This window comes from Wolbachia endosymbiont of Armadillidium vulgare str. wVulC (genome assembly GCF_001027565.1).
In the GTDB taxonomy this organism is placed as follows: Bacteria; Pseudomonadota; Alphaproteobacteria; order Rickettsiales; family Anaplasmataceae; genus Wolbachia.
On the sequence record NZ_ALWU01000005.1, the window covers coordinates 71,979 to 92,203 of the forward strand.

At 33.2% G+C, this 20,225-nt stretch carries 16 protein-coding genes, 1 tRNA gene and 2 pseudogenes; 7 read left to right on the plus strand and 12 right to left on the minus strand.

The annotated features are described in order from the left end of the window. The first annotated feature begins 223 nt into the window (after positions 1-223). The 3 genes from wVul_RS03730 to wVul_RS10265 all read left to right on the plus strand — a co-directional run bounded on the left by wVul_RS03730 (position 224) and on the right by wVul_RS10265 (position 1,361). Positions 224-1,021, plus strand: a complete 798-nt coding sequence (locus wVul_RS03730) for a DUF2163 domain-containing protein (protein WP_047759235.1) — start codon at positions 224-226, stop codon at positions 1,019-1,021. A gap of 31 nt (positions 1,022-1,052) precedes the next feature. Then, positions 1,053-1,139, plus strand: a tRNA-Ser gene (locus wVul_RS03735). 165 nt (positions 1,140-1,304) lie between these two features. Beyond that, positions 1,305-1,361: a hypothetical protein gene (locus wVul_RS10265; protein WP_202966477.1), complete on the plus strand. Its 57-nt coding sequence runs from the start codon at positions 1,305-1,307 to the stop codon at positions 1,359-1,361. A 420-nt stretch (positions 1,362-1,781) separates the two neighbouring features. On the opposite strand, the gene wVul_RS08635 is transcribed toward wVul_RS10265, so the two are convergent. Next, a protein-coding gene (locus tag wVul_RS08635) for an IS3-like element ISWpi17 family transposase (RefSeq protein ID WP_153295427.1) occupies positions 1,782-2,887 on the minus strand; the annotation gives its coding sequence in 2 pieces (ribosomal slippage) (positions 1,782-2,614 and positions 2,614-2,887; 1,107 coding nt in all). 93 nt (positions 2,888-2,980) lie between these two features. Here wVul_RS08635 and wVul_RS08640 point away from each other — a divergent pair. Next, positions 2,981-3,677, plus strand: a pseudogene (locus wVul_RS08640) (IS256 family transposase); the annotation flags it as partial. 215 nt (positions 3,678-3,892) lie between these two features. On the opposite strand, the pseudogene wVul_RS03755 reads toward wVul_RS08640, so the two are convergent. The 3 genes and pseudogenes from wVul_RS03755 to wVul_RS03765 all read right to left on the minus strand — a co-directional run. Next, positions 3,893-4,306: pseudogene (locus wVul_RS03755) on the minus strand (transposase); the annotation flags it as partial. A gap of 125 nt (positions 4,307-4,431) precedes the next feature. Then, on the minus strand, positions 4,432-6,270 hold the full coding sequence (locus tag wVul_RS03760; RefSeq protein ID WP_047759236.1) for a tetratricopeptide repeat protein: 1,839 nt from the start codon (positions 6,268-6,270) through the stop codon (positions 4,432-4,434). Between the two features lie 260 nt (positions 6,271-6,530). Beyond that, entirely contained in the window at positions 6,531-9,791 is a 3,261-nt protein-coding gene (locus tag wVul_RS03765) for an ankyrin repeat domain-containing protein (protein WP_047759237.1), read from the minus strand. A 606-nt stretch (positions 9,792-10,397) separates the two neighbouring features. On the opposite strand from wVul_RS03765, the gene wVul_RS08645 reads away from it, so the two are divergent. Both wVul_RS08645 and wVul_RS03775 read left to right on the plus strand, forming a co-directional pair. Then, the gene (locus tag wVul_RS08645; RefSeq protein ID WP_153295522.1) at positions 10,398-11,204 is read left to right on the plus strand and encodes a leucine-rich repeat domain-containing protein; all 807 of its coding nucleotides are present in this window, start codon (positions 10,398-10,400) and stop codon (positions 11,202-11,204) included. 628 nt (positions 11,205-11,832) lie between these two features. Then, positions 11,833-13,677 (plus strand): ankyrin repeat domain-containing protein, encoded by a 1,845-nt coding sequence (locus tag wVul_RS03775; RefSeq protein WP_458694596.1) that lies wholly within the window; start codon positions 11,833-11,835, stop codon positions 13,675-13,677. Positions 13,678-14,050: 373 nt separating this feature from the next. On the opposite strand, the gene wVul_RS03780 is transcribed toward wVul_RS03775, so the two are convergent. The 5 genes from wVul_RS03780 to wVul_RS03800 form a co-directional block, all read right to left on the minus strand. Continuing rightward, positions 14,051-15,535 (minus strand): recombinase family protein, encoded by a 1,485-nt coding sequence (locus tag wVul_RS03780; protein WP_047759327.1) that lies wholly within the window; start codon positions 15,533-15,535, stop codon positions 14,051-14,053. 10 nt (positions 15,536-15,545) lie between these two features. Further along, positions 15,546-15,977 (minus strand): DUF2924 domain-containing protein, encoded by a 432-nt coding sequence (locus wVul_RS03785; RefSeq protein ID WP_047759239.1) that lies wholly within the window; start codon positions 15,975-15,977, stop codon positions 15,546-15,548. Positions 15,978-15,981: 4 nt separating this feature from the next. Continuing rightward, complete coding sequence (locus wVul_RS03790; protein WP_047759240.1) at positions 15,982-16,455, minus strand: ankyrin repeat domain-containing protein; 474 nt, start codon at positions 16,453-16,455, stop codon at positions 15,982-15,984. A 38-nt stretch (positions 16,456-16,493) separates the two neighbouring features. After that, entirely contained in the window at positions 16,494-17,204 is a 711-nt protein-coding gene (locus wVul_RS03795) for an ankyrin repeat domain-containing protein (protein ID WP_047759241.1), read from the minus strand. A 168-nt stretch (positions 17,205-17,372) separates the two neighbouring features. Then, positions 17,373-18,539, minus strand: a complete 1,167-nt coding sequence (locus wVul_RS03800; protein WP_047759242.1) for a phage tail protein — start codon at positions 18,537-18,539, stop codon at positions 17,373-17,375. Positions 18,540-18,629: 90 nt separating this feature from the next. Between wVul_RS03800 and wVul_RS10270 the strand changes: the two genes are divergently transcribed. Then, positions 18,630-18,845 carry an HU family DNA-binding protein gene (locus tag wVul_RS10270; RefSeq protein ID WP_047759243.1) on the plus strand — a complete coding sequence of 72 codons (216 nt, stop codon included), beginning with the start codon at positions 18,630-18,632 and terminating at the stop codon, positions 18,843-18,845. On the opposite strand, the gene wVul_RS03810 is transcribed toward wVul_RS10270, so the two are convergent. The 3 genes from wVul_RS03810 to wVul_RS03820 are packed head-to-tail and all read right to left on the minus strand — an operon-like array spanning position 18,826 to position 20,225. Then, complete coding sequence (locus tag wVul_RS03810) at positions 18,826-19,608, minus strand: baseplate assembly protein (RefSeq protein ID WP_047759244.1); 783 nt, start codon at positions 19,606-19,608, stop codon at positions 18,826-18,828. The genes wVul_RS10270 and wVul_RS03810 overlap by 20 nt on opposite strands. A gap of 2 nt (positions 19,609-19,610) precedes the next feature. Beyond that, the gene (locus tag wVul_RS03815; protein WP_047759245.1) at positions 19,611-19,946 is read right to left on the minus strand and encodes a GPW/gp25 family protein; all 336 of its coding nucleotides are present in this window, start codon (positions 19,944-19,946) and stop codon (positions 19,611-19,613) included. Between the two features lie 21 nt (positions 19,947-19,967). Next, positions 19,968-20,225, minus strand: a complete 258-nt coding sequence (locus tag wVul_RS03820) for a PAAR domain-containing protein (RefSeq protein WP_047759246.1) — start codon at positions 20,223-20,225, stop codon at positions 19,968-19,970.

Here is a 20,225-nt window from a genome sequence, read left to right on the forward strand (position 1 = left end):
GATTGTATAAGCGTTTGTTTTAATTCGCATAACAGGTGGTGTCATCCCAGTGCGTGACACTGATCATCAGAAACGTTGATTACTTTTATACCCGTAAATTTAACTAGATGCCAGTGTCTGGGCACTGGCATGACACCCTATAACTACTCAGATAATGGGTAAATCGTCATAATCCCTTACCTATCGAACTTTTCAAATTTAATCAATTAAGCGGGAGGCAACTATGCAAACCAAATTAAAAAACCATTTAGCTGGAGAATTACTTACCATCGCTACTTGCTGGAAATTAACGCTTGTAAGTGGGGAAGTAATGGGATTTACTGATTATGACGAGGATTTAAATGTCAATAATATACTTTATAAATCTTCAAGTGGGTTTACAGCTAGTAGTATACTATTAAACAGCGATTTGAGAACTGACAATCTAGAAATTGAAGGAATATTAAATAATGCTGATATTAAAGAAGAAGATGTTTTATCAGGAAGGTATGATTTTGCAAATATTGAAATATTTCTTGTGAATTATAAAGATTTAAGTCAAGGAATGATGAGTCTGCACTTTGGAATTTTTGGTAAAGTAACATTAAATAGTGGTAGGTTTATCGCTGAAATTAGAGGGCTTGCGGCAAAGCTTGAGAAAAGCATATCAGAATTGTATTCTCCTGTATGCAGGGCACAATTTTGCGACGATAAATGTAAAACTGATGCTAAAAAGTTTAGTAGAACAAGCACGATTACTAAAGTGATAGACGAAAGAAGATTTGAAGACACTAATTTGGTCAAAAGCGATGGATATTATAAGCATGGAGTAGTGAAATTCTTTAGTCCAGCAACATTTGAAGTTGTAGTTAAGGAATACAAAAATAAAGTAGTTACATTATTTGCTTTACCTCCATATAAAATTTCTACTGGGGATAAATATTTGATACTTGCAGGTTGTGATAAAGCATTTTTAACCTGCAAAAACAAGTTTAACAATACTGTGAATTTCCGTGGCGAACCATACATACCAGTTGTTTAGCAGCACAATTTTCAATATTATGAATAAGTATGGAAAGGTGGCTGAGTGGTCTAAAGCACACGCTTGGAAAGCGTGCACATATGAAAATATGTCGGGGGTTCGAATCCCCCCTTTTCCGCACATTATTTCTAGTATAACACAGTGTTTTTGTCCTACTTAGACTGGGTTAATTGCTGAGCTTTTGTAATCGCATTATAATTTGGTTGACCAATTTGTTTATTATTAGCACATTTTACAACTGTCTTTTATTAGAGAAAATTCGTCTACCGTAGCATTGTCACAAATGAGTCGTAAAGTAGAAGACAGACAAAACAAAAGACCGCAATTAGCAGACCTGTGAGAGTCAGGAACAAACTACTCTACAGAGACAGTTACTATAAAACCGACGCTAATAACGAATTAGAGATAAATGTTGCAAAGAATCGCAGTGGGTCAACCGGAAAGGTCACAGTACTGGGAGGATATTATGTTGAAAAATCGAGAAAAATATTGTATAATTATTAGTACTTTTTAAGCGAATGTCTTATGGCTTTTTCTAAATTTCTTGATGCACGCAATGATTATGCTTTTGTGTGACGTGAAAGTCGTCTATTGAACTGTTTAGCACTGACTAAACCGAGTGTTTTGCCACTCGTACCCTACTAAACTGTATAGTGCACCCATTTGTCTAGACCATTTTTTTCAAAGTGATCCGATTTTTAAAATGAATATGTTGATAAATACGTCGACACACATTTAAAGTATTTATCAACATATTCATTTACTGTTTATGATAATAAAGATCAGCAGGAACTTTATAATGTAGAGTCTGATGTCGCCTTCTATAGTTATACCAAGCAACAAAATCATTTATTATAAGATTCAAATCTCTGATACTATTTGGTCTATAATAATATATAGCTTCTTGCTTTAAAGTTCTCCATAAGCGCTCAACAAATATATTGTCGAAGCAACGTCCTTTATGGTCCATACTGATTTTGATATTAGCACGCTCTAATTCCATAATAAAGTTGTAGCTAGTAAACTGCATCCCTTGATCACTATTAAAAATCTCAGGTTTACCTTGTTTTAGAGCTTCTTTGAGAGTATAAAGGCAAAATCCAGCATCGAGATATGGTGATAATGAATGAGCAATAATATAGCGACTATACAAGTCCATTATTGCCACAAAATAGACAAACTTACCTTCTACCATAATATATGTTATATCAGTAGCCCATACCTGATTAACTCTGCAAATAATCAAATCTTTGAGTAAATAAGGATATATTTTATGCTTTTTTTCTTTAATACTTGTATTACATCTTTTTCTACAATACAGCCCACTAATCTTCATTTTTTTCATAATTCTTAAGATTTTTTTGTGATTGACTACTACTCCACTCGCTATGATTTCAGCAGTAATTTTACGATATCCATAACGGCAATCAGAAGCCAATTGAATCAAATTTGCTACTTCACTTTCGTTATTAATTATAGGCCTATAATATAGGCTAGATCTGCAAATCCCCAATAAATCAGCCTGTTTCCTAATTGACAGATCAGAATCTTTTTCTATAAACCTTACTCTATCTTTTTTGCTTATTTCAGTAATTTTTTTTTCAAATAACTATTTTCCACTGTCAATTCTCCTATTACTTTATGTAAACTTTCTATTTCTTGCGCTAAGATTCTTTGTTTTCTCGCACTTTCACTTTCTTCAACAAATAGGTCTTTTAACCTTGCCAATACTCTATCACGCCAATCATATAGATTTGTTGATGGTATTTTATATTCACTACATATCTCAGATGTGCTTTTTTGATTTTTTATTGCTTCCAAAGCTATCTTTGCTTTTAACTCTGGTTCATATTTTTTTGTTGCCATACTTTTACCCCTTTACCTTCCTACTCGGATTAACCATTTTTTTTTGGTCTAGTTTATGGGGTGCATTATAATATCAAGTATTACTGACAAACAGTAATCAACGAATGGCGTAGTCGTCCGCTGCAGTCTGTATATCCGATAGTTTTCATGGTTTTTTAAGGAGTTGTGTAAGTAAATGTATGTATAATATATTAGCAAAATGGCAGAAAAGAAGTTTTATTTAGCTGAAAGTGAAGTTCTGGTTGGGAGTACTAAATGATCTCAAAGAGAGAGGAGTGGAAGATATTCTAATTGCATGTGTAGATGGGCTAAAAAGCTTTCCTGCAGCAATAAACGGTGTGTTCCCTAATGCAGAATGTGTATAGTGCATCAGATACGTAACTCACTGAAGTATGTAGCTAGTAAAGAGTTTTTTGAGTGATTTAAAGAAAAGCTTCAAGTAAGGAAATTGCCGAGAATTATCTGTTGGAATTAGATGAAAAATGGGGCACAAAGTACCCTATAATCTTGGCAGAATAATTGGGAAAACCTATCTGGTTATTTTAAGTATTCCGACCCAGTTAGGAGGATAATCTATACTACTAATCCCATAGAGGGGCTACATAGGCAAATTAGGAAATTCACCAAAACCAAGGGCTCATTTACTAGCATAAATGCCTTGTATAAACAGGTATATTGTGCTATAAAGAAAGTGAAGGAGAAATGGACTATGCCTGTACATGATTGGGCATTGACTATATCTCAGCTCGACATTTTCTTTCCCAACAGATTGAAAATTGAGTTGAATTAAAAATGCAGTTTGACACAGTTTATTTAACACTCCCTTTAAGGTTTATTTGTTATATTTATTTTTTAAGAAATCTTGATCTAAAATAAGATAATTTTTTTTAAAGAGTCTATAAATTACTAATTTTATCGTTTAATATCTAAAATAATTTTTACCGCTTCTCTTCTTTCTTATGCCACTTTTCCTTAACTTGACGCCTATGCTTTTTTGAACGTTCCCGTTCCATACCCTTTATACATATTTTCCATACTGTTAAGTAAGCTAATATAGCTGCTGTCTAGTAACTTAACGCTTCTGAATTGTTGCAAAATTCTACAATTAATTTGCAAGGTGTCTTTAAATAACGTTAAAGATTCATTGTACACCCCTTTCATAAATTCCACTGCTTCCTTGGTAAATCTAAAGTCCAGACCTTGTTTCGTTATATCTATCGCATCTTTGTTTAATAATTGACACATTGTTTCTACACTACAATTATCAACTCCTATATTTCTCAAGATTATGGCTTTTACGAATGATGATCCTTTTAGCTTCCTCTTTCTCTTTATGAACCCTGTTATAGCCGAGATTTCATCTGCTCTTTCATTAAAAAGTTCTTTGAGCTTTTTTGATAAAAAAACTATCCTTTTCATTATATAAGTTCTCCATTTTATTTGTTAAATTTAAGAGAACTTATATCTCCTTTTTCTCTTCCTTACATCAAATGTATTACCACAAATCCTTAACTTGACTCGTATGGTTTATTTAATACTCCCATCTATAAATTGACTATAGCATCTTGCTGATGGCTAAGACCAATATTGACATTATTAAAATAACTACTTACTTGCTGCTGATTATCCATTTTTTTCCTTTTAATTTGTGTACTCTCTGTGCCTAGGAACCTTTTATTTCCTAGCAGTAACTCTTCACTTGATACTGAAGAAGAACTTTCGCTATTTTTTTCTACATAAAGCTCTTTTAAGATTGAGACACCCTTAGCATTCAAATCAGATTTTTCAAATTGTAAGAGCGATTCTCTTTTTTCTACCTCATTTTTTAAATATGTTGATTTATCTTCATCTCTAGTAAACAACTTTTGTATAGCATATACAGTATCTAAAGTATCAGGATGATTTATCCCTATAACCTTCTCTTGTAATTCTTGCAATCGTTGAAGTTCTTGTAATGCTTTTTCTTTATCCTCTAAGCAACTATGTAAAACAGCTATATAAAACTTCACAGATAGTACGTTAGGATGATTATCTAAAAATCCATAATTTTTTTGTAGCTTCAGCACTTTCTCAAAATATTGCAATGCTTTCTCTCTTAATTCTCTTTGAATTACTTTTCCTACCTCTATTTCAACAAAATAAGGAGCCGGTTGTAAGTACTGACTACTCTCTTGATTTATCAGAATATCTTGTAGCTGCCTAAATAAAGTTTGTATACTCAATTCACGAGGTAAATCTTCTTTATGTGGTAACGCTTCTTCATTTATAGTTACTTTTTTTCTTTCTTGACTCATAAAGAAATATGCTAAGGCATAGATATATTTTGTATCTAAATTATAAAATTCATACACCTCGGAAGGATCAAGATAAGGATCATTATCAGAATTAAAATCACTTATTTTAAGGAAAATTTCATCTCTCAGTTGTCTTACATAGTACAAAGTTGTAAATGCATCAGTATATCTTTTTTGCATCACAAATACTTCAGCTATAATAACTGCCATATCTAGATGTTCTTCTATAAATTCCATGATTTCTTCGTTAAATGAACTAGTAAATACAAAGTTATTGTATTTAATGTACGACAATGCTTTTTTATAATTTTTTTGTTTGAGATAAGTAGAAAGTACTTTTTTATCCAAAGCAAGAGAAGAAAATGTATCATTTATCTTCTCTAATTTTTTTAAATCTAGAAAGATTTTTAACGCTTTATCATACCGTCCCAAACCAGCTTGTGCGCAGGCGAACTCATATTTAATTAATCTTGAATATCCATCATCTACACTAAGCAATTGACATAATTCTGACGTAAGATTGATAACTTTTTTATACTCATATAACTCGTTTAAGCTACTTAAGACTAAACAAGGAAAATTCTTATTTTCTTCTATTAGATAGTCATATTTTCGACTATGATCAAACAAAGATAAGAGATGATCTATCTCTAAAAAACCTCCTTCAGCTTCAGATACCAGTTCTAGAACACAGCTTAATGTGTGTTTTTCCTCATCTATGCTAAGCTGTGAACGTATTACTCTTTTTATTAATTCATGCATAGTATAGACCTTGTATTTACCTTCCTCTTTTGCATAAATTATCGAATATTGTTCTAGCAATTTAAAAATAGAGTTTAGTTCATCCTTATCTTTAACCCAGAACAAAAATAAATCTGAATTAATTTCATCTGAACCAAAATAAGCCATAGCATTTAAAATTTTTAGAATTTTCTCTCCAGAACTCATCTCTTCTATTGTTTTTATCGAAAGTAGTAATGTTATTTGCAATATCCTATCGTATTCATTCTGCCTAGTGTTTCGTGGAAATTTCTGATCAAACTTTTCGTACTGTATTAAATATTCAAAAATTCCAAATGCTTTCCTCAAAGGGCTTGATCCTTTGTTTTTAATATACGCTGCTGCTAGATTTATAGCTAATGGAAAACCTTTGAGTTTTCTTATAAGTGCTTTTATTTGTTCATCTTGCGATCTATCTGCTATCTCTAAAATTCTTTTGACAAGTTGTATAGCTTCTTTTTCTCCAAAATTATCTAAAGATACTTCTGCTATATCTTGATAATCTTGATCAGAAGAAGTAAATAAGCAATCAAAACCACCTCTTTGACCTCTGATCTTTAAAATCCTCTCTAGATCTTCTTTTTTAGCTCCCTGAAAAAGGAATAGGCATTTTTCCTTCCTTTACACTCCTCTCCTTCCATAAACATGGCTAACCTATCTCGGACAAAGGAAGCAAAAGAACTTTCTATGGATAATATATCTTGAGTATTTACCTCATAGGCATGAAGATAAACTCCTTTGTTTTCTTCAACAAATTTTCTAGCTAGTTGAGTTTTGCCAATTCCAGATGGACCTACTATTACTACCGCTCCCCCCTGCAACTTTGTATATATTTCCTCTATTTGTTCCTGTCTTCCAGTGAATTCTTCTACTGGAGCACAAACATCCTTAAAATTCATTTTCCCAAATAGAAATGCTAATGTTTTTACATTTGATGCTTTTTTTATACTAGACCAAAGACTACTAGATCTTGCTGTATTACCATGCTCTGATTCGAGTAGGTTGCTATAGTCTTGAGAGACTGTTTCAGCATGCTTTACAAATGCTTCTTTTATTTTTAGATAGTAAGATGAATTTAGAATTGTTTTTAAACTTTTTTCCATCAAAGATATAACATCACTATTTTTTTCAGTCCTTTCTATTAACTCTTTACCTCTTCTTATATGTTGCTCTTTTTTTCCTTCTCCTTTAACTAAGTATTTCATATTCATATCTAAATTTTGTTTGCGTTCTTGACAACAAAATAAGATATGCTCGCTTAAAAAGCTTACCTCTTGTTCAATATGGGATTTAATTTTTACTATAAGATCTTCAATTACTTTTTTGCTTGGCATTTGAATTTCTTTATTAACAATACAAAATACCTGCTCCACAGTAGCCTTAAAGTCTTGTAGGCCTAAAGCGTCTAAGGTATACACATAATTTTCAAGTTCTACGTTTGTAGTTTCTACTCTAATATGTCTTGTATCATATGTTCTTTTCGACTTTTCACCCATAAGGGAACGGCGATAACCATACTGACTAGATTTATCCTCACTTTTCTTTCTATAATAGATAAAAGAGCCTTCACTTCCTTCTGCAATTCCGATATTTTCATATAAATCTCTAAGATTATAACTTATTCCTCCATACTGCGCAGACACCTCTTGCAAATATGTACTTAGAACAAGGGTTTCAGCTATCCCTATATTTCTTAAATCTCTCTTATGTTCTTTCTGAATGTAATATTCAATTATCTTATTTACAATATCATCTGCTATCTTTGAAACATGATCAAAGCCCATTTTCTCAAATTGCATTTCAAAACTTTGAAAAACATTGCATCCAGCATCTACTAATATTTTTCTAAAGCCCGGTTTATATTCATTAAATGTTTCTATTAAGTCTGATAGATTAATAAAATTTTTTGTCGCTTTTATTACATTACCTGTTCTCAAAGATGCCTTAACACCAGACATTGTCCAGTCATCTATATGTGTTGAACATCCAAAAATACTCCGCACAAATCTACTAGTGTTCATTCCATCAAAAAATACTCTGTTCCCCTGTCTCAGTATACTCGCAAGTACATCATATGTAATAAGCCTCGTTTCAAATGATTTAGTGAAACTCAGAACAAACTTCATCAAATTTGAATACTCTACTTGATAAAATTGATAATGATTACCTTCTTTGTAGGATAAGTGTATTTTATTACAATATTTTTCCTTTTCATTGTATACATAATCTTTTGAATCTTTCTGAGACACTATTATCGTTGTTTTTATCAGCTCAGACATTGCATTTATTTCATTCTTTCCACCCCAAACTCCAGTAAGTTCCATACACTTTAAGTATGTGTCAAATATAAATTCCTGAACTTGATTACGTTTTTTTATCTTATTAAGTTCAGTATAAATTTCCTTCACTGCATTTTCATTAAAAAAATTAGGTTGGAGTTTACTAATATCAATATTATACTGCTTAATTTTTTCAGCACCGAATTCATCTTTAAATTCTTCTTTAAAGGTACCTCCTGTAAAATAACTTCCACTTTGACTCTCAAAAAGATCCACAATATTAACCTTATTTTCAAATCTTCCTTGGCTGAAACATACTGCATCAACAGCTTCATTACGAAATGTCTTCGTTACCAACTGCCTCATTGCACTATCTTCATAAATATTTGCATTACCTTGCATTAGCCTTTGAATTGAATGTACATCATGGTCGCTCGTAAATAATTCTTTAAACCTTTCATGGAAGGCATAATCATCAAATTTTACGGGAGTTAAGTAAGCTAAAGCAACAGACCAAAATAAGCAACTGCCATCTCCCGGTACATCAACTTCTTCATATGAAATAAGTGGTTGCAGTATCTTAGCGATATCTTTTCTGTTATTATCTTTAGCAATATCTATAGGAGTCTTTCCCTCTCTATTTAAAACATCAATTTGCGCTCCTATCTTTAGCAAAAACCTGACAATTTTTAACTCTCCCACACAAACAGCAATATGTAGCGGTGTATCATTATATTGATTCACTCGAGAATTAACGTTTAGACTCGGATATACCTTAAAAAAACTTTTTAGCTTTTCAAGCTTTCCATCTTCTGTAAGATCAGAATCCTCTATAATACTAGTAAACTCTCTCTGTATTTCACTTATTAATAGTGTCCCGCTCAAGATTGGCTCAAAATGGAAATCTCCTTTATTTATTATATGTATAGTATCTTTTTCATTATAATCTGTACTTACAGGTTTGGATGCTAACCCATCAATAAGATAGCCTGACCATCCACACATGGGAAGATTTTCAATAACATGCAGCTTAACATTATATTCATTACAAATCATACTTCCCTCAATTTCAGGCCTGCCACATATAGGAATCTGCAACGTATTTCCATACTTTAAATCAGTTAACGATGAAAATACGTCTTTATTGTCTTTCTGCATTTTTTCTATATCTTCAATACTGTGTTCTATACCAATCAAGTAACTATTCCATAATTCATCATCATCAATACCAGGCTCTGGAAGTACTACTGTAGAATCTTCATGGTTTCTAGCATCTGCTATAACCTTTTCTTTCACTTCTTGATTACTTAAAGCTTGCTTCCTACACACTTCTCTCAAAGATTTCGCAGTAAAGTTTGTTCCAGGCTTTAATTGCTTAAGTCCTTGTGCAACTGCATCAAAGAAACAATCCCCTCTTCCAATTGCTTTCCCTATTGTAAAACCTTCTGGCAGCTGTAAGCCACTACTTATCAAACTAGATTGATCAGGTGTTTGCTTAAAAAGCCCTAGGCTTTTCTCTGCATGATTTACAGAGCATGATGCATCTAACATAATACCTCCAGCATTAATTGTCACTACATTATGGATAAAAAAAAATAACACAAGAAGAACTTTTTAATATTTTATTTGAGATACATAGTTTATGTTTTTAAAACTATAGCCAGTGCTCACAAATACACTTCTGTTTTTTTACTGCAATGTACTCTTTCTATTTCTAAATACTAATTCAACTTCACATATCACTAAAAACTTAATAATACATCCACTTTCAGCAACAAAAACCAGAAGCGTGAGAACATTTTTCTTTGGAATGGGTTGGTCACCGCTAGATCCGTGCGAACTTTTTTATATGGTAATTTCATTGTACGCTAAAACCAACTATATTAGCCTACTTTAGCCATGTTTACATACGAACTGTTTTGTATAACTTTGTTACAACAATTTCACATTCTTATTTACACAACGCCGCTTTTGTTTAAATTGTTCTCACAAAGGTAGGTACTTTTTTGTGGTTTTGAAAAAGTAAATAATTTGATTTTTTGTTGCGCTGAAGAGTCCAGCATTCTCCACAAGTTTTAAATAACTTATTAATATACTTGAAAGTTGCTGAAAATATCCAATACTATAATATTGATATAATTAATATGGTGAAATAAAATGGATTTTAGTAAACGTGTTGACGGTCATTCTCTAATTATTCGAAATCCTTCAGTAAATGTACAGGAACTAGTGCGCTTTTTACGAGATCACACACACATTACAAAACTTAGTATACTAGCTTGCGAAATTGGTGATAAAGGTGCAAAAGCTTTAGCTGAGGGTAATTTTCCAAACTTGACCGAACTTCATTTGGAAGGTAACAATATTACTTCTGAAGGTCTGGAAGCTTTAATTAAGGGTAATTTTCCAAACCTTACTACACTCAATTTGAATGAAAACAAAATTGACGTTACAGGTGTACAGGCATTAATTACGGCATCAAGTGAAGTATTTCCAAAGCTTACTAATCTTAATTTGCATGATAACAATATTGACAATAAAGATGCAGGAGCTTTAGTTGAAGCATTAGATAATGGTATATTTCCAAAGCTTAAGGAGTGTAACATAAACGGTAACTGCATCTCTGATGAACTTATTGAAAGATTAGATTATATGATAAAAAACAGATCTCAAAAAGGAACCGTGCAGATGGGAAATAAGTTACCCTTTGTAATCGCTTCTGCTGGCTTATTGTTAAGTTTAAGCATATCGTACTTTGCAGGAGCTGCTGCTTTAACCCCTGTTGCTACTGCCATTTCAGTGTTTCTTGCAGCTGCAGTAGTTGGCACATTAGTAGGTTACAGTATTGGTAAGTTTTATAAAAAGGTTAGTGAAGAGAAGCAAAAAGATCTTGATACGAGTACGTTGACTGCTGTTAAAAGTGTACTATGTAGTGTATTTACTAAGTCACAATTGGGGGCTTAATTCAAGGTAGCCTTGTTGCGTAGTTATTTATTAGAAGTGTAATGGAATTAATAGTATGTGTTATGCTATCATGTTATCTATATGAACTTTAGCTAGCATGGCATCTGCACTAAAATATTTTTTGAAAAAGTTAGTTGACTTGTAAATAATTCTCTACTAATACTGGCATGTGTTTGTTTATTCTGCTGAAGTTGCTCCATGCAGGTTTGCTGTAAAAACTTCAGCAGTTTCCGTACTCCTTTAAAGCATCATGCTCTTATAGTAGTGATATCAAGTATAGGTCTTAACCATGTTGATTTATAGTAAAATTAGCTCAAATTTGGAGTCATAAGCAACTTTTAACCTCTCTATATACTCCATTGTTACTCACCATAAAAACTTAACAAAAGCTTAACTACATAAGTAGTAAAAAGATTATGGTTATTGATTTAATGTTACATATTGCATATAATGTATTATGTATCTTAGCATTAGAGAGGTAAGTATGGGTGAGTCTACTGGGATAGTAAAATCTATCATCAATCTACTAAAACCAAAATCCAAACCAGAACCATCTGATTTTGAATATGAATCAATTATAGAACATCTATCATCTAAAGAGCATTTATTAAATGAGCTGATGAATGATATGTGGTACTCAGGAGATTTACCATCAGTTAGAAATCATAATGAACCATCATCTTTGATAGATAGCAAACTTGGATTAAGTGAACAGATTTGTGTTTGGTTTGCTCTAGATCACGATCTTACGCCAAGTCAAAAAAATTTAAACAAAAAGTTACTTAGTGCTCTAAAATGTTTAGCTTCTAACTGTGGTTCATTTGATAATACTGAGCCCCTTGAAGAATTTTTATATGATAATAAAAACAATAAAGATTTAAAAGTAGTTCTTAACATCAAAAGAGGAGAATCTCAATCAACAGTATTGCATGCGATTGCAGGAGCAAATATTGGTGGATTTCGTCGCACAGGAAATCAGGCTATAGATTTACTCTTAGAAGCAGGCGCAGATCCTAACATACAAGATAATAAAGGAAAAACACCATTATACCTTGCTGCTGCCAAAGGTCACCACGATAATGCAAACTCTCTTCTCTTGAAAGGAGCTAACCCTAATATAACAAGTAGAAAGGGAAGAACTCCACAACAAATAGCAACTAATAACCTCTGCTATGATATTGAAGAATTATTTTTAACTGATAAACAGAAAAAGATGAATAAGGAGTTGTATGACTTACTTGTACTCGATTCAGACTGCACTAAAAATTTAAAGGAGTTTTTAAGTAAGCATAAAAGAGATTCAGACCTAAAAGTGGTGCTAAATATTCGGCAAGGAATGGGTGAATCAAAAGTGTTTTCGTATGTTGATCGTTTTTCTTGGGACAATGAAGGTCTTATTCAAGAGTTAAGAAAGATATTTTTAGAAGCAGGAGCATTAGATTATGGTATAAATATTTATCGTCAGCAAAAGGAAGGACAGGCCAGTAAATTACTCGTTAATTTAACTTCAAATCAAAAGGAGAAATTAAATAAGTTTTCTGATAAGGTATTGCGAGCTCAAAATATGGCTGAACTTGAAGAGATTGTAAATGATGCTATAAAGTCTGGCGTACGATTAAACTATTCTCTTTCACAAGATTTCTTTTCAGGCAATGAGTACACTTTTACCGATTATGTGATGAAAAAAATCAGTGAGTTGGAAAAAAATCCTAAAGTTTCTAGTAGTATAATATGTCAATTAGTATCAAAAGGGGCAGTGTTTGGTAATACAGTTGATGCTAACACACTGACATCAGAATTTAAAGAGCATAAAACTAACCTAAAAAAAGCTAATAGAGATTTAGTTAGCAATTCTCATAAGTTTATTGAAATCGCAAAAAGTGCAACCAATAGCGAGCTAAAAGATGCAAGAGTGGACAACTCCGTTTTTTACTTAGAATATTCTAAAGATAGTAAAATAGACATTATAAAGATAACAGATGGGGTAAGGGGTTTAGGTCTAACCGATGGAGAGATAAAGTGTGGAAGAAATATAGTAAAGATCGGTAGAAGTGAAGTAGAAATTAAAACTGAAAATGGCATAAGGAATTATACAGATNTTACAGAAGGCAGCAGTATAGTATTAACTTTCTATACTAGTTTGGGAGAATTAGAAGTTAGATTATGCCCTCATGAAGAAAATAAAAATTGGATAAAAGTAGAGGTGAGTGAAGAAGGCCTACTTCTACTCGATAAAATAGACAGTTATAATGAAGCAATAGAAGATTGCAATGAAGGAATAGAAAATTATGAAAAGATAGGACAAAATTGCTTATTGGGAGGTTTATCGGTTATTGAAGCTATAGACCAAGGTGTTTTTGCTAGATCCGGTGAATTAATGCATCCTGAAGTCACAAGCGAGTCTAACAACAAATGGACAGAATGTGAAGAGTTAAGAAGGACTTCTGATCCTAGGAGAGAAGTTTCTAGATAGATTAAAAAAGTTAAAGATTATTATTTAAATATAAACTGCTATAGTTTATAGATTAAGAAGTTCGTACCAATGTCTTTTAAGAACACTCTTTTATATTGTTTTTAAGCTGGCTACAAAATGAAGATATGGAACATACAATTGGCTGAGCTGCCTTTTACACTCCAGGTCTACTATTAAAATATGCAGCTAAAATTGGATCATTTTCTACCATTGTTGAATCTAATCTACTAAAATCTTAATTATTTATATTAATATTTTCGCATAATTGATTTTGTAACATTTATTTGCTCTTCTACATCAATCTCAACATCTTTTGGCATGGCCCTTTGTAGCATCTCCTTCTGGCACATACTCTTTTGATCTCCTATTGCTTTTATAAATTAAAACCGTAAAACTTCTCTAATTGCTCACTCCACAGCATCGGTATTTCCCTCAAGTCAGCTAACTTTAAACCCCTTGGCTGTCTTCCATTTACTATATCTTCTTTAATCTTCGGAGCTAAATAATTTAACCTTAAAATCTGTTGTATACGTCTTGTACCTATATTAATTTTGACACCTAGCTCTTTTACACTTCCGTACTTTCCCTCTTCTAATTGCCGTTTCCAGGAATGGGCTCTCACCACTGCTTTCAGTAGTGCATTATTTGTTTTTCCTTCTGGCTCTACTACTGTGCATTTGTTTCCTTTCTTCTTCATTGGTATAAATTTTTCCTCTGATTCAGAACTCACCTCTATTCCATCCCCTTTCACCATTACTCCCTTTATTAACTTTTTCACTACTTCTTTCTGCTTTCCAAAACTTAAATTTTTCCACTCTTCCGCTTTTTTTCCCCATTTTTCATATAGCTGTTCAGCTTTCTTCATCACTTCTTTTTCTACTTCTCCGGCTACTACTGTTCGGTTTACTGATTCACAATTCTTTCCTCTTAAATGATTATTGCACACGTAATATCGGTACCTTTTATTCTCTTTTTTTGCATACGTCAGCGTCATATTTACATCACAGCTTTTGCACTTAATTATTCCCTTTAGTAGCGCCTCTTCATATCTTGCTTTTCTATATGGTTGATTCCTTATCAATTCCTGTGCTTTTTGCCATTTTTCTTCTTCTATTATTGCATCGTGCTTTCCCTCATACTCTTTGTCATAATGCCTGATTTTTCCCATATATATTGGATTTGTTATTATTCTTCTCACCGTCGCTTTTTTAAAGATATCTGCTTTCGTTCTGTAACCTTGACTATTTAGCTCCCTTGCCAATTCTGCCATTGATTTTAGCTCCACATATCTTTCAAATATGTGCCCTACTATTTTCGCTTCTTTTTCATTTATTATTAACTCTTTATCTTTCACATCATATCCCAGCGGTAAAGTTCCTCCCATCCACAATCCTTGCTCTTTTGATGTTGCTATTTTATTTTTTACTCTCTCTACTATCATCTCTCTTTCTAGTTGTGCTGCTCCTGATAATACCGTTTGTACGAACTTTCCCATTGGCGTATTATTGTCAAATATCTGCGTTACTGCTACAAAATTTACTCTATGCCTTCTAAAAAATGACGTTACTTCTATGCTGTCTTTTGTTTCTCTTGATAACCTATCTAGTGTATATACTACTACACAATCTACTTCTCCTTTTTTTACATCTTCAAACAACTCCTTTATCGCTGGTCTTTCTAAATTTTTTCCTGAATATCCTCCATCATCGTACCTTTTTGCCAATATCACCCAGCCTTCTTTGCTCTTTATATATTTCTCACATGCTACTCGCTGTGCATCAAGACTGTTAAACTTTTGTTCTAGCCCATCCTCATTTGATTTTCTCGTATATATCGCACACCTTACTTCTTTTAGCATTTTATTCTCTTCAATTTTCACTTTTATCACGCATCCCAAATAATAAAGGTCCGTTGTAGCTCATTCCCATTATTCTCCCTGCTACTGCTGACAATGACGTATAAAACTCTTCTTTATAGATTAAACCCTTATCTGTTACCATTACCACATGCGTTTCTTCCCCTCTCTCTAGTATTAATTCTGTCCCTTCTACTGGTAATTTATCGCTACTTATTCTTTTTCCCTTCTCTAGCCGATCTCCCAGATACTCTAGTCTTTTTATCCCCTTTCTTGACATTTCTCCATACGCTTTTTCCTGCATTCTATAAGCTAATCTTGGTATCAGATATTTCTTTGAGTATCTAGGCGCCTCTTCCCCAAATACCTTCTTCCACGTTTTTCTCAGCTCACCCAAAGGTTTTCTCTCTAAATTCATTACTTTCTTTTCTATTTCCTCCTCCATATTTTTAGCCTTTCATAAATAACTTTTCAATTCTGTCTATTTCTTTCTTCAATACTTCAGTTACTTCTTTACTGGTTTTCGCATAATCCATCGCTGTCATTCCAAATTTATCCGCTTGCTCTATTTCTCCTCCAGCTTTCACTAGCTCCTCCACTATTTCTTTTTCACCTACCATACATGCAAGGTGCAGCGGTGTGCATTTATTTCCATATTCCTCAGCATTTACATTCCCTCCTGATTTTATCAATTCTCTCACGGTTTCTAGACGTTTCTCTGTTACCGCTAGATGCAGTGCTGTGTGTCCTTCTACATCTGCTGCATTCACATTCGCTCCTTTTTCAACTAATAATCTCACTGTTTTTGCGTCTACTGCATAATGTAAAACTGTTCTTCCTTTTTCGTCTCTTTCATAAATATTTTCATATGAGTTCTCTAATAATTCTTTTGCTGACTTATTAAATTTGCCAAGCTTTAACATAATCCACCCCACCTTTTCTTTAAATTTAAATCCCTCTTTTAAACCTTCCTTTTCGCTACCTCATCTATCATTTCGTTCACTTGGCTCATTATTTTGCTTGCTAAATTTTTACATTCTTCCTTTATTAGCGATTTGTCTCTCTTCCTTATTTCTCCTATCTCTATTATTTTTAGCTCCGGCAAATAACTCCCATTCAACATGTCTGCTATTTCTCCCACTAGCCTCTCTATTCCATAGCAGGTCAGTTCTCTACTTTTTGTTATTCCTCCTTGTTCTCTCAGAAATTTACTCGCCTCTTCACTCTCTTTGCTATCACATAGACGATACTTTTCACTTTCCCAAATGTAATACATTGGTGTTGCACCGTACTTATTCAGTTGATTAACTGTAGCTCCGGCCTTTACTAGCTCTTTTATTATTTCAACTTTTGCTCCTCCTATTTTGCACGCAGAGTGGAGTGGCGTACATCCACTGACATATTGAGTGGCATTTACTTCCGCTCCAGACCTTAGCAGCACTTTCACATTTTCTAAACTTTTTGCGAATACTGCACAGTGTAGTGGTGTATAACCATTTTTATCTCTTGCATCAACCTCTGCCCCTTTTTTTATTAATAATCTCACTGTTTTGTAATCAGAGATTTCTACTGCTTGATGCAAGATCGTCTCTCCTTCTTCATTTCTTTTATTAATGTTTTTAAACCCGTTACTTGATACTTCTTTAAAAAACTTACTCTTGCTAAAACTCATTTCATACCTCACAAAATTAGCTTTTCTAGCGTTAGATAAATTTCTTATGTTTACCTGCTGCTATTCAAGTCATGTCTTTTTTAGCATGAGAAAGCAAGTACTTTTCTTTTTATTTCATACATTTTAACCTATTATTAATATAATATATGAGGATCTAAATATAAGTACTTAACTTATTAGAGATATTACTTGACTATTTTTCCAACTTCTGTGCAAATGTCGATGTTCGTGCCACTTCAGTACTCCTGAATAAAATACTAAAATGTAATTTTCTAATTCGTGTATTGAGTCTTTTTGCTCTGAATCTGAGTTATTTTTATAGTAAACGTTGTGTTCTGCTAAAACATATTTTCTGACCTTCTGATCTGTACAATTTTCTACTTTGTAACGATGGAGAATGCTGAATCTTTCTAAAATTGGCTTGTGTTTTAAACTCCAATGCTGCCCTGAAAGTTTATCGCTTCCCAATACAAATTTATTTCCTTCTTCTTCTATGCTACCAACCGGAAAGCACGCATTTGTTTCTCCTAAGTTCCAACTGTCCGATAATACTATCTGCGCTTTAGCAAATTTAATCGATGGTAATAAGCTTTGAGTTAGAGGATACAGGGCTTTTAAGTTATACCACTGATGACTTCTTTCATAAATGCCTTTGTAATCCTTTGTGTGAGGCTCTGTTTCCCCAAGTACTGCTACATCTAATCGATATATGTCATTACTAAATGTTTGTTCATAATGCTCTCTTAAATAGTTGTCTACAATCTCTACTAACGGACCTCTAGAACTGAAAAAATTTATTCTTCCAAACGATAACACTGGCCCATTTTTTTCAACTTTTCTACCTGAATAGTCTGATAATAAGCTGCCGAATATACTTTCATCTAATATAAACCTATCAACGTTATAGTAGTCATTAAAAATCCTCATTAGCCTTGATCTTGCTGGTAATGATAGTTTTGCAAGCTCTACAACCGCATCTACAAAAAAGTCATTTGGAACATCTTTTATCCCTATCTGCAGTTCAAAAAAATGTTTACCAGGTGGTTCTTCAATAATTGTAATATCTTCTATATTTGCCCATTTGAGAGCTATTTTGAGTGAAGCAGGTGTTCCTCGCAGTCTTTGAAATTTTACTCCTTCTACTATAGCTCTTCTTTTATTTTTTACCCAACGCAGTATCTCTTCTAAACCATATTCTTCTATTATCCACGGCAATGTTTCTTCTTCCAATCTAAATTTAAATCCTCTAATACAGCTTGGATCAACCTTATAATCTATTGCATCAACCAGTGCTTGCTCTTGCTTTGTTGCGTTTGGCGGTAATAAACTTTTCATTTGTCTTTTCTTTCAAGTTGCTTTAATTTCCTTTATTTAGGTAGCTTATGAGTAAGCAAGAGATCATTGCAGAACTGATCAAAAATAAAGATGTTCTTAATATCAAAAACACTTTCCTTAATATTTGACCATATTATCCATACTTTAAAAAACAAATTACAACTTCTGGAAGAAAATCAATACTTTCGTCTCCCTAACATTGGTCATTTTTATCCAGTAAACCTTAAACCACTTATTGCACGCAATCCCCTCACTGGTACGATTCCACAAAACAAAAAAATACGTTTTAAATCCTATCTAACTTGACGTAGCCAAGCACTGCACACTCATTCCCCAGAACCACAACATCCTCTCTTGGCTCGATTAATTCTACGTTTTCTACACCCTCTACAAACAAATTTGCTATTATCCAAGATCTTGTAACATTCCATCCCAGCCTTCTATTTGCTTCAAACTTCTTAATGAACTGCTTCTTGATTTCCTCCTTCGATATTACAGGACTTATGCTCATTCTGCTGTGAATATCTATTTCCATAATATTGCAACCAATCACTGTTACTGCATCTGTTAATACCCTTATATCATCTCTAGTAAGCTGCTTTTTTACAATTTCAAGTAGTTCTTCTGATGCTGTGGATAACTTTGTTGATAAAATTGAAATTTGTACTTTCCCTGGTATGGGTGATTCTACTAATGCATCCTTTACTCTACTATCTGCTGAGAGTGCTTGAAACCGATAATGCTCTTTACTCCCTCCTGTGCTTGAGCCAACTATTCTTGCCTTGATTCTTTTTCTGAAGCGTTCATCTTCTTCTCCATCTTGCCTCTCTGCTCCATAAAACTCAGCTAAATTATCAAGCTCTTCTCCCCTTGCAAACTTGAGTAAATTGCTTTTTACCGCTTCATTTATTCTTTGTCTCAGCAAAAGCTCTCTCCAGGCTGCTACTTCTAAAATCTTCATCGCTGGGTCACTTTCAATTAGTGCCGTAAAACTTTTATCTCGATTTATTAACTCTTCTTTCATCCGAGCAAAAATCTCTTCGAAGTTCAGTGGTTCAGGCTGCTGCATTTTTAAACAACTACTCCACTAATACCTATGAATTTGCCTTCTGGAAGATAAAGACCTTCGAGTACAAGAGTCATTTTTCCTTCTTTAACTTCAGCAATCTTTACTTTTTCTAACTTAAATCTCTTCTCAAATTTCCCCAGTGCTTCTGCTGTTGCTGCATAGATTTCCAAAGTTAAATCTCTATTTATTGGCTTATCCACCAATTCAAATAATCTTGACCCATAATCTCTCCTCATTATTCTACTGTTTACTGGAGTGGTCAGTATATCAATTATCGATTGCTTTAAGTGCTCTATTCCTTCTAACGCTTTTCCTGTTTTAGCATCCATTCCTCTCATTTTTCGACTATTTTAATTTTTTTATTTTGAAAACACACTTTGATTTTTACTTACTATTTGAAAACTACAAGACGCCACATCACCTGTTCTCGCTACACCAATACCATTTACAAATACGCTGTTTGATCCTTGTGTTAGTGTCTCCTCTCCCATAGTTAAGGTATCACTTCTACGACAGACAGATCTACCATTAATACGCACATCTTTACTCCCGCTTACGCAAACATGAATAGGTACTCCAGTACAATTATCACCTGTACAAACTATAGCTCTTCTCAT